This is a genomic window from Vibrio sp. ED002, from assembly GCF_023277445.1.
In the GTDB taxonomy this organism is placed as follows: Bacteria; Pseudomonadota; Gammaproteobacteria; order Enterobacterales; family Vibrionaceae; genus Vibrio; species Vibrio jasicida.
This window is the reverse complement of record NZ_CP080239.1, coordinates 789679-801517: the sequence shown is the minus strand read 5'-3', so window position 1 is coordinate 801517 and position 11839 is coordinate 789679. Positions and strand designations below refer to the sequence as shown.

Here is an 11839-nt window from a genome sequence, read left to right as displayed (position 1 = left end):
GGCTTCGTCATTATGGAACAAACGATAATCAAACCCACACCGGGTGGGCGACCAAATTTAAAACAACCAGACGTAAAGCCAGTAGATAGCACGGTTGTGATCTCTAAAAGCCCTGAGATCGTTAATAACGACTCAGTCGTTGCTTTTGGACTCAACCCAATTTTGGCTGAAGCCAACGGTATCTTATCAATGGTAGGGCAAATTCGATCAACGGCCTCACATTCGGATGTGTTGTTTCTCAAGGAAACACTCGCACAGAAACTGAGAGACTACGAAAACCGACTGCGCCAACATAACGTTGAATTAGAAACCATTGATACAGCACGGTACTGTTTATGTTGCTCAATTGATGAGGCGGTATTGAATACCCATTGGGGAAGCCAATCTACATGGAGTCATGATTCTTTATTGAGTTCATTTTATTCGAGCAGTCAGGGTGGAGAAGCCTTTTTCAAACATCTTGATAATGCACTGTCTCAGCCAGAGTCGCAGCTCGATTTGTTAGAGTTGATGTATGTTTGCTTGTCGCTTGGTTTTGTCGGGCAATACCGTTTAGAGAAAAATGGCTTAGAAAATCATCGACGTCTTAGAAAGCAAATCATGAGCATTCTTAAGTCCTATGGGCGTGGTACTGCAAAAGAAATGAGTGCCAATATTGATAAGCGCACGCTTACAGGTTCCCAAATGTCAGAACGAGCACCATTGTGGGTTGTATGCTCGGTTACCTCGGCAATTTTGGTGTGCGTTTTTATGTACCTTAGCTATGACTTGAATAGTGCTTCCAATCGAACGTTTTCGAATTTGGTTAATTTGATCCAGCCGGATAGGCAAGTCTCGTCAGCGGAGCTTGAGTCGAAGGTTCAACCTGTGGCGGATCGTATCTCTATGTATCTTGCGACGGAAATGAATAAAGGATTGGTTACGGTAGAAGCGTTACCCGACCGCGTAAGAATATCGTTGAAAGCGCAAGACTTATTTGAGTCAGGAAGTGCAGATGTTGTTGCTTACATACAACCCGTTGTTTCCAAAATAGCACGTACTCTTGAAGCGACAGAAGGCAAAATTCTTGTTACCGGCCATACGGATGATAACCCTATCTTCACCAGTAAATATCCTTCTAATTGGCATCTATCTTTGGCAAGAGCCACTGCCATGTCAGACCAGTTGATTGCAAATAGTGGGCTGGAAGGAAGAGTGCTACCTGAAGGGTTAGGTGATGCGAGACCTTTGGTGGAAAACACCAGTTCTGACAATAGAGCGTTGAACCGTCGTATCGAAATTGACTTGATTGTCGCAAACTAGGAAAAGTGAGAGATATGAGTATCCGAGAAGTAGGCAGAGTCTTCACTCAGCGCTGGTTTATCGGCCTTATTGGCGTTGCGGCGTGTTCCATTTTTATTTGGGCGGTCGGTCCTTTAATTATTGTCGCTGGCTATGAGCCACTAAAGACAGATTTCCAACGCTTAGTCACAATTCTTATCTTGGTGTTTGTTTGGGGAGTATTCAACCTGACCAAGCAGCATAAACAGAAAGTGAAAGAGGATGAAAGTATCCAGACTTTGCTTGAACTTGATAGTCAATCAGACAAAGAAGCTGCCACCGAAGTTGATTTAATGCGTGATCGTATAGAGCAAGCGATCAAGATTGTCACTAAAACCCATAAAGGTAAACGTAGCCTATATGACTTACCGTGGTATGTACTAATCGGTCCTCCGGGTACTGGAAAAACCACGATTTTGAAGCAGTCTGGGCTGGAATTCCCGTTAGCTAACTCTACAGGGTCAGATTCGGTCGCGGGTGTGGGGGGAACACGACATTGTGATTGGTGGTTTGCGAACAAAGCCGTATTGATTGATACCGCTGGTCGTTACACTACTCAAGATAGCCAAGAGAAAGTGGACTCAAAAGCATGGCATGGCTTTCTGGGGTTATTGAAAAAATACCGTACACAAAGACCAATCAACGGCGCAATTGTCACGGTCAGTTTAGCAAGTGTCATGTCTCAAACTCGTACTGAACGAAGTCTTCATGCCAGAGCCATTAAATCTCGTTTACAAGAGCTTAAAAACCAACTTGGTATGCAATTCCCAATTTATGTCTTGTTGACGAAAATGGATCTCGTTGCTGGCTTTAATGAGTATTTCTCGGATTTGAGTAAAGAAGAACGTGACGATTTGTTTGGTTTTATGTTCCCTCAAGAATGCGATGATGAACGCGGAGTGATTTCTCTGTTTAACCGAGAGTTCCATCATATGTTGGAACGTCTAGATGCACGGATGTTACGCATTCTCGAAACAGAAGACGATCTCGATAAGCGAGCGCTAATATTTGAGTTTCCGAAACAGTTACGAGTATTACAGGCCAACTTAGACGAATTTCTAGCCGAGATCTTTTCACAAAACAGCTTTGAGGAACCTGCCTTAATTCGAGGTGTTTTCATGGTTAGCTCGGTTCAAGAGGGGGCGCCTATGAATCGATTGATGAGTGAATCTACAAATGGGCTGGGATTGGGCAATTTGCCATTAACCTCACACAGTACCGGCTCACATAGTTTTTTTGTTAAGAGTCTATTTGACCGTGTGATTTTCAAAGAACAATTGTTAGGGACGGTGAATCGTCATTACCAAAGAAAGTCCGGTTGGCTCCATAAAGGGGTATACATCGGCTGTACGATTACGCTCGTGGGAGCCACTGTTGCTTGGGCCACAAGTTATCAATGGAATAAAGAACTTATTAGAGAGACTAATCGTCAGACTGGCCATGTTAACGCCATGATTGGTGCCGACAGTCTGGATTTCGAATCAGATATTATCAGTGCTGTGGAAACGCTAGATCGTATTATGACATTACCTCTTGGAAAGCAGAGCCAGTACGGAGAGAGCGACACCATTAAAAAATTTGGTCTTTATCAGGGGGACAAAGTTTCTCAAGCCGCGAATAGCGCTTACATTGCAGCCTTGGCCCAACATTTTTCCCCAATGGTGACTCGCAGCTTAGTCAATGAGATGGAGAGCAACCAGGCACATCGACAATATCTCTATGAAACTCTAAAAACTTACCTAATGCTGTTTAACCCTGATAAATATCAGCAAGAAGAAGTGCTAGCGTGGTTTCGTTTTTATTTTGAACACCAATATCCAGGAGTGCTTAATGAGGCGTTAAGAGGGCGCCTTATGGTTCATACACAACATCTGCTGGAGAGTAATGAACGCGGTCTTGTTTTTCAAGATGATGTTGTTGCTAGTGCAAGGGACATATTAACTGAGATGTCATTGCCAGAACGTGCATACCAAAGAATGAAAATTCAGTTTTCAAAGAGCCATGTACCGTCATTTCGTTTAACTGATGTCCTCGGTCCGAAGGGACTGGAGCAATTCGAGCGTATCAGCGGAAAACCTTTGTCTCAGGGTATTTCAGGCTTTTATACCTACAACGGCTTTCATAGTATTTTTCAAATTCAAATCAACCGAACGGTGAAAGGGTTGATGGAAGAAAATTGGGTCTATGGTGATGACTTACAAGCTCACGAGATAGATCATGCGAGCGCTATTGAAGGTGTACAAAACAGGTATTACCAAGATTATGTCAATGAATGGAAGGATTTGATTCAAGACATTCAATTAAAGCAAGCGCCCAACTTAGAGTTTGCCTCTGAACAAGCAAGAGTCTTAGCTGGCGTAGAAAGGCCTATTGAATCTTTATTGCGTGCGATTCAGAAGGAAGTTGGACTGACGAAGGTTGTATTGTCTGACAATCAAAAAGCCGCTTCTGAGGTCGCTGGTAAAGTAGCAAAAGTTAAGTTCTCTAATACCGCAGATAAGCTAGATATGTATTTACCTGAAGAAAACACCTTTAATGTCGCTTTACCGGGTAAACAAGTAGAACAGCATTTTACAGCTGTGCTCCGTTTGGGTGAGCAGGATTATGCTGATATTCAGCAGGCCATGATTAATTTAAGGTCGTACTTGTCAGATTTATCGAGCTCTGGAAACAATCAAAAAATAGCGTACAAGAGCATTTTGGATGGCACAGTAACACAGGATGTGGCGTCGTCATTTGAACGAGCACAAGAGTTATTGCCTAAACCGTTTAATCAATGGCTAGGAGAATTGTCTCAGGAATCGGTTAAGTTTGCAGAAAGCGGATCTAAGGATCACCTTAATCAATTGTGGTTAACGCAAGTCATTAAACCTTATCGTAGTTCAATCGCTGGTCGTTATCCATTTGTTCCAAATGCGGCAAAAGAAGTGAGGTTAAAAGACTTTAAGCGTTTCTTTGGGTATGGCGGGACACTGGACTCATTCTTCAACGAGTATTTAGAACCTTTCGTTGATACTTCCTCAAGACGTTGGACATTTGAGAAAGAGATTGGCGTTCGACAGGAAACATTGGTGGTATTTCAACGGGCTAAGCGAATCAGGCAAACGTTTTTTGAATCCGATAATTCATTACGTGTCGATTTTGGAATGAAGCCAGTCTATCTCGACCAGCATATTACGCGTTTTGTGCTGGAGTTAGGAACTCAAGATCTCGTCTATAAACACGGGCCAGCAAGAGCGAAAGCGCTAAGTTGGCCAGCAGGTCAAGATCAAACTCGAATCGTGTTTACACCTCCTGAATCCAATCGCGAAATTGCGCATACCTATGAAGGTGAATGGGGAATCTTTAAGCTTTTAGATCAGTCGCTTAAAGCAAGGCCTGAATCAAGAAAAGACAATATCGTGATGATTGACCTAAAAGGGAACAAGGTACAGTTAGAGCTTATCCCGACAAGTGCTATTAATCCGTTTTGGTCGAATGAGATGGAGAGATTCCGATGTCCGCAAACCTTATAAGTCCAAGCTGGGGTTATGTTGGCAAAATGCCAGTGAAAGGTGATTTTGTTAAGCATGGATTGCCACAATCTTTTACCAATCGTTGGCATGATTGGCAGCAAGCGATTATTGCGGTTAGTCGAGAGCAGCTTGGTGAACAGTGGGACGAGTGTTTTCTTACGTCACCAGTGTGGAACTTTGCTCTAGATGTCAGCTATATGGAAGAGGCGACTTACATCGGTAGCATGATACCAAGTGTTGATGCTTCTGGACGCTACTTCTTTTTTACTGTTGCTCGCGCGGTAAAAGGAGATGCGACACAGTATTGGTCGAACAATGGTTGGGGGAGAGATAGTCAAGATCTAGCACTCGCTGTTCTTGACGACGCTTTCGTTTTTGATGCATGGACACAAAATTTGAATCAGCCTAGCGACACGCTTTCTAAAATTGACATTGAAGTCTCACCGATATCCGAAATGTATCGAAGTGAGCTCTCAACGGTGTTTTCCCAAAACGAAGCTTTGACATCAACTGCATTGCTTAGTGCGTTAATAAAACAGCAAAACAAAGCGCCTTGCTTTTGGTGGACAGAGGGATCGTCCAAGGTTGAACCGTGTATGTTTGTAAGTTCAGGGCTCCCTTCTATAGGGCAGTTCTCGGCAATGTTAGACGGCCAATGGCACAAGTGGAATTGGTAGGAATAATAATGGATTGGAACTATTTTACCTTTGCCAAAACACATCCTGGAAAGGTGAGGCCGCACAACGAAGACGCTTTGCTTGATATGTCTGATCATGGTGTTTGGGTCGTCGCTGACGGGATGGGGGGGCACAGTGCTGGCGATATCGCAAGTCAGATGCTGGTCGATCGTATCGCGCGTTATGTAAAAGATTCAGACTCGTTTGGAATCGATGAACTAAGATATGTGGTCCAGCAAGCAAACCGAGAAATTTACCATTATGCACAAGCCCAGTTAGAAGGGAAAACAATGGGAACCACACTCGTTTTGCTGTTAGTGCAAGACGGTTATTACCATTGTTTATGGGTTGGTGATAGTCGTATTTATCAATTAAGAGCGAGTACTTTCTCACAAAGAACACGTGATCACAGCCAAGTGATGGATTTGGTTGAGCAGGGGCTACTCGCATTTGAAGACGCAGAGTCTCATCCGCTTGCAAATGTGATAACTCGTGCGGTGGGAGTAGATGAAGAAGTGACCATAGATCAAATCTCTGGACAGCTCGCGGACGGTGACCAGTTCCTGCTATGTAGTGATGGCTTATCTAAAGAACTGACCAACGAAGAAATGCACAAAACCTTGTATGCAGATTCTGTCAATCAAGCTGGATTAGCCCTCATGCATTCAGCCTTAGTGCGTGGCGCGAGTGACAATGTCACGTGTGCGTTGGTGAAAGTGTGTAAAGCAGAGAATGAAATTGAATTGCCACGACACGAAGACGCGACGATTCCAGTCTTCTTAAGAGGAAGGTCGCATGAGTGATATGTTTGATTGGTACGATGTAGCTCTTGAGCCTATCTCTGAGGAAAATCCAACTGGAATCGATCCTCGCGAAGATGTCTCCCCCCAGTCGGCTTACTATCGTTTAAAAGATCATAGAATGGCGGCACGTAATGCAGAGCGAAATGCCATCATCGAAGAGGAAAGCATCCTTACTCATACCAACTTATGGCGTGTATTTGTTGATGAGGTTCCTGACATTCTCGCTTCACAATCTAAAGACTTGGAATTCGTAGCTTGGCTTATTGAAGCATTAACTCGAATTCATGGCTTTCGTGGATTAGGCCTTGGATACCAATTGGCAACGACTTACATCGAAAAGTACTGGGATCAATTGTACCCAATGCCGGATGAAGATGGCATGGAAACCCGAACTTCCTCGATCATCGGACTAAATGGCATTGATAATGAAGGTACATTGATTTTTCCAATTGCCTCGGTGCCGCTAACAGATGTGGGTATAGAACAAGCATATGCATTCTGGGAGTACCAGCAAGCTGTTGAGCTAGAACGGTTAGATGAAGACAAGCGTCGTTCAAAAGTTGACCAAGGTGCAGTGGAGATGTCGAAAATTGCAGAAACCGTAAAAGCCACGTCGGATGAATTTTACCAGCAACTGATTGGTGATTTGGAATTTGCAATGATTGCTTTCAGTCAGTTCAGCGAAAAACTTGATGAAGCGGTTGGTGACGTCACCCCAAGTTCTTACATATCAAAAAAATTAGATTCAATACACTCGGCGCTTAAGCATTTGTTAGGTAGCCGATTTAAGACGCCTAAAGTAGTTGCAGAACTAAATGAATATGACGGTGAAATCGAAGTGCAAGAACAGTCTTCACCTCTCCAACCACAAGCACTACTAACAACTAATATGCAGTCTCGTGAGCAAGCCATTGAACAATTGCAACAGGTTGCTGACTTCTTTAGAGAGAGTGAGCCACATTCACCAGTTTCTTACTCCATCGAACAGATTATTCGTTGGTGTGGAATGCCTCTGCCTGAATTATTGGCGGAATTGATATCCGACGGGGATGCAAAGAAAAGTTATTTCCGTTTAGTTGGCATAGCAGAACAAAATGAAAATTAAGAAAGGGAGAACGGTATGACGAGTATCCACTCGAAACTGTCACGAGTGAGGAAGCCTCGTGTTCACATTACTTATGATGTTGAAACCGAAGGGACAACGCTAAAAAAAGAGCTTCCTTTTGTTGTCGGTGTAATGGGTGATTTTGCAGGCCAAAATACAGAAGCTTTGAAACCACTTAAAGACCGTCGTTTTATTCAGATCGATCGTGACAACTTTGATGATGTGCTTAAAAAGATGAGCCCATCAGTAAAGTTTAAAGTCGCGAACAAATTAGCAAACGATGATTCTCAATTCGAGGTCGATTTAAGTTTCAAATCGATGCAAGATTTTGAACCTGCGGCGATTGTGAATCAAGTGGATCCGTTGCGTCAGTTAATGGAAACGCGTAACAAACTCCGTGATTTAATGACGAAAGTCGACCGTTCTGAGGAGCTAGAAAACATTCTAGAGGATGTTCTGAACAACACTGAGAACCTTACTAAACTAGCGGGTGAGCTCAAACTTAGTGAGCCTGTTCCTTCAGATAATCCAGAAGGAGCTCAGTAATGACTACACAAGTTGAAAAGCAACTAGATCCAACAGTTAGCCAGCAAGCGTCTTCATTTTTGGAACAAGCGATCGGAGCGACGAAGCAGACAGAATCCTCTCGAGCGCAAGAGCTGATAAAAACGCTGGCAGAAGAAGCGATGAAAGGCACTGTAACTTGGAATAAGAACTTAACAGTGACATTCCGTGAAGCCATTAATTTGCTAGACCAGCAAATCTCAGAGCAATTGTCTGAAGTTATGCATCACCCTGAGTTACAAAAACTAGAGGGCTCTTGGCGTGGTCTCAATTACTTAGTGATGAACTCTGATACGAGCTCTACCTTAAAGGTTCGTATGATCAGTATTACTAAGAAAGAGCTTCATAAAGACTTGAGTAAAGCTGTAGAGTTCGACCAAAGCCAAATCTTTAAGAAGGTCTATGAGTCTGAGTTCGGTAGTGCCGGCGGTGAACCATACGGCGCTTTGATTGGTGACTATGAATTTACTAACCATCCAGAAGACATTGAATCACTTCGTTTAATGTCGAATGTGGCCGCTTCAGGTTTCTCTCCATTCTTGTCCGCCGCTTCACCAGCTTTGTTTGGTTTTGATGAGTGGACAGAGCTTTCGAAGCCACGTGATTTAGATAAAGTTTTTGAATCTCTTGAATACGCACAATGGCGTTCATTCCGAGAGAGTGCGGACTCACGCTTTGTAAGCTTAACCATGCCCAAAGTATTAGCTCGTTTACCTTATGGTCAAGCGACTTCTCCGGTGGAAGAGTTTGGTTTCGAGGAGTTTGAAGTCGACTCAGTTTCAGGTATCGCGACTAATGCTGAGCATAATGATTACTGTTGGATGAACTCTTCTTACGTGTTGGGGGCAAAGCTTACAGACGCGTTTTCTAAATATGGTTTCTGTACTGCCATTCGTGGTGCTGAAGGGGGAGGTCGAGTGGATAACTTACCGACACACTTCTTCATGAGTGATGATGGCGATCCTGATATGAAATGCCCAACTGAAATTGGCATTACAGACCGACGTGAAGCGGAACTAGGTAAACTTGGTTTCCTACCATTGTGTCACTACAAAAACACCAATTATGCGGTGTTCTTCGGTGCTCAAACTTGCCAAAAAGCAGCCAACCATGATTCGCCGGATGCCACTGCTAATGCGGCTATTTCTGCTCGCCTACCTTATATGATGGCAACTTCCCGTTTCGCGCATTATTTGAAAGTCATGGCCCGTGACAAAATTGGCAGCTTCATGGAGGCTGAGGACGTGGAATCGTGGCTAAACCGCTGGATCCTAAGTTACGTCAATGCTTCTGAGGGTGGTGGTCAAGAGATCAGAGCAAAATATCCGTTGGCAGATGCTCGTGTTCAAGTCAAAGAGATTCCTGGTGCACCAGGTTCATACAATGCTGTGGCTTGGTTGAAACCTTGGTTACAAATGGAAGAGCTCACCACATCACTTCGTTTGGTGGCAAAAATCCCGCAATCGGGTGGTTAAGCACGTTGTGGTTGGCTGTCTTGGCCAACCACACTTTCTAGCGGAATAGGCTACATGCGCAAACATACGTCATTAAATTTCTTAGACCCAAGTGAATTGAAGCACGAATTTAGTCCCCTTGGGTGTGCGGAACTTGATAGCCATTGGATGAATAAATTTATCGATTCAATGGATTCACTACATTCGGCAAAAGTATGGTTGGAAGGTACTAAAAGTTCAAACATGGAGAGTTTTCGACATAGCCTGATGAGTGCTATAGATGAGATCGATGAGCTACTCGAAAAACAACTCAATGAGATAATCCATCATTGTGCTTTCCAGAAGCTAGAGCGCAGTTGGATCGGCCTTCGCTATTTATGTGCTCAGGTCGATGGGCAATCATCAGAAGAAGTTAAGGTGAAGCTCCTTTCAGTAACATGGGACGAAATCAGTAAAGACGCATTAAAAGCGATCGAATTTGATCAGTCTGCATTGTTTAAACTTCTGTATCAAAACGAATATGGAACACCTGGTGGAGAGCCTTTTGGGTTAGTCATTGGTGATTACGAGCTTCGTCACGACCCTGTTACTAACCATTTTGATCGTGATTTATCTGTATTGAGTAAGGTATCTCAATCAGCGGCTGCAGCATTTAGCCCTTTTATATTGTCAGCGACACCGGGTGTTTTTGGGGTGAATCGTTTTTCTGAGCTTTCAGCGATTGGTGATATTTCGACTCAATTTGAACAAGTGGAATATGGGAAGTGGCGAAGGCTACGAGAATCAGAAGAGTCGAAATTTATCGGCATCACTGCACCAAATGTCTTGTTTCGCCAGCCGCATGGCAGCGATGGAACACGAGCGGAAAGTTTTCAGTTTGAAGAGAGAATTGACGACTCAGAAACACAACTTTTATGGGGAAGCGCAGCATATAGCTTCGGTGCCATTGCAATAAGAACGTATCAGGAACACGGTTGGTTTACTCACATGAGAGGAATAAAAAAAGGCGACTATACTCAAGGCCTTGTCCTCGCTCCAACGCGTAGTCAGATTCAGTTTAATGTGAAAAATTCACGTGATAGAAGCCCTTTAAACGTAAAGCTTTCTGAGTCACGAGAGCAGGTTTTAGCAGATAACGGTTTCATGTCACTTACCCCTGTACCGGAAACAGACATGATTGGGATGACATCGAATGTTTCTCTACATGAACCACAGCGCTACCAAGAAGCGCACATCAGCGTAAACGCGAAATTATCATCGATGTTGCAGTATACCCTCTGTGTATCTCGAATTGCTCATTACATCAAAGTGATGGGACGGGACAAGATTGGTAGTTACCAAGATTCGTCTGCAATACAACGAGATTTTCAGCATTGGTTACACCAATACACGACTGCTTCTGATGAAGCGTCCGATGAGCTTAGGGCTAAGTACCCCCTGAACGAGGCAAGTATCGCGGTGAAAGAAAAGCGTGATGCGCCGGGGCATTATTATTCGGTGATTCATTTACGTCCTCATTTTCAACTCGATCAAATGGTATCGGCGATCAAATTAATAACGGAGTTATCACCAGAAAAGGTGGTGTAAGGAATCAAAATGACAAAATGGAAAAGCGCGTTAGCAGAAGGCAAGTTAACAGAAGCACTAGAAGTACTCATCGAGAATATAAAAGCTTCTCCTAAAGATGCAACTCTTCGTAGTTCTTTCATCGAGCTTCTTTGTATTGACGGTAATTTTGAACGGGCGGACGAACAGTTGATGCAAGCGATTAAACTGTTCCCAGAATATCTTTCTGGAGCCAGTCAACTACGTCACCTCGTTAAAGCAGCTCAAGCCCGTAAGGATTTTTTTCATGGAGCAGCAACGGCTCAGTTTGTCAGTGACCATGAAGGGCTGAATAGGTTATTGATTGAATTCAACTTAGCACTAAAAAATAATGACCAACGTAATGCCTACAACTTAGCGTCTGAGATAGAGCAACAACGCGTCAAAAAATCATTTAGTCAGGGCGGTAATATTTATGATGACGTTCGAGACATAGATGATCAATTGGGTGGATACATAGAGCTCTTTTCGACTGCAGGCAATTACTTCCTTGTGCCTATCGCCAATGTGAAACAGCTTGAACTAAAAACACCATCTTCACTATTAGAGACGATTTGGCGTCCCGTTGAATTCGATATAGAAGGTCTAGGTGAAGGCGAGGGTCATACGCCTTTGACTTACATTGGTTCTCAAACCGATGCCCAAAAACTAGGTAGAGAAACGGATTGGCAACAAGTTGCAGAGCAAGAGTTATTCGTTGGGTTGGGTCAAAAGTGCTGGTTAGTGGGTGAAACTGCACTTCCTCTCTTTGATTTGAAATTACTTGAAGAAACCGTATTAAAAGCTTAGAGGTCGC

9 protein-coding genes are annotated in these 11839 nt (G+C 43.5%); all 9 read left to right on the top strand.

The window, feature by feature from the left end; all coding sequences use genetic code 11:
- Window positions 1-12: 12 nt before the first annotated feature.
- From tssL to ITG12_RS20340, 9 genes are read left to right on the top strand one after another with little or no spacing between them, the layout of a single operon-like run.
- Complete coding sequence (gene tssL / locus ITG12_RS20380) at window positions 13-1302, top strand: type VI secretion system protein TssL, long form (RefSeq protein ID WP_038867707.1); 1290 nt, start codon at window positions 13-15, stop codon at window positions 1300-1302.
- 14 nt (window positions 1303-1316) lie between these two features.
- Window positions 1317-4835 carry a type VI secretion system membrane subunit TssM gene (gene tssM, locus ITG12_RS20375; protein ID WP_038878448.1) on the top strand — a complete coding sequence of 1173 codons (3519 nt, stop codon included), beginning with the start codon at window positions 1317-1319 and terminating at the stop codon, window positions 4833-4835.
- Window positions 4817-5512: a type VI secretion system-associated protein TagF gene (gene tagF / locus ITG12_RS20370; RefSeq protein WP_038867703.1), complete on the top strand. Its 696-nt coding sequence runs from the start codon at window positions 4817-4819 to the stop codon at window positions 5510-5512. The genes tssM and tagF overlap by 19 nt, the downstream gene beginning before the upstream one ends.
- Before the next feature lie 8 nt (window positions 5513-5520).
- Complete coding sequence (locus ITG12_RS20365; protein ID WP_038878445.1) at window positions 5521-6315, top strand: protein phosphatase 2C domain-containing protein; 795 nt, start codon at window positions 5521-5523, stop codon at window positions 6313-6315.
- On the top strand, window positions 6308-7420 hold the full coding sequence (gene tssA, locus ITG12_RS20360) for a type VI secretion system protein TssA (RefSeq protein ID WP_038867699.1): 1113 nt from the start codon (window positions 6308-6310) through the stop codon (window positions 7418-7420). The genes ITG12_RS20365 and tssA overlap by 8 nt, the downstream gene beginning before the upstream one ends.
- Window positions 7421-7435: 15 nt before the next feature.
- Entirely contained in the window at window positions 7436-7966 is a 531-nt protein-coding gene (gene tssB, locus ITG12_RS20355; RefSeq protein ID WP_038878444.1) for a type VI secretion system contractile sheath small subunit, read from the top strand.
- Window positions 7966-9459, top strand: a complete 1494-nt coding sequence (gene tssC, locus ITG12_RS20350; protein WP_038867695.1) for a type VI secretion system contractile sheath large subunit — start codon at window positions 7966-7968, stop codon at window positions 9457-9459. Before tssB ends, tssC (ITG12_RS20350) begins: the two co-directional genes overlap by 1 nt.
- 54 nt (window positions 9460-9513) lie before the next feature.
- On the top strand, window positions 9514-11025 hold the full coding sequence (gene tssC / locus ITG12_RS20345; protein WP_038878441.1) for a type VI secretion system contractile sheath large subunit: 1512 nt from the start codon (window positions 9514-9516) through the stop codon (window positions 11023-11025).
- A 9-nt stretch (window positions 11026-11034) separates the two neighbouring features.
- On the top strand, window positions 11035-11832 hold the full coding sequence (locus ITG12_RS20340) for a type VI secretion system accessory protein TagJ (protein ID WP_038878436.1): 798 nt from the start codon (window positions 11035-11037) through the stop codon (window positions 11830-11832).
- Window positions 11833-11839 lie beyond the last annotated feature (7 nt).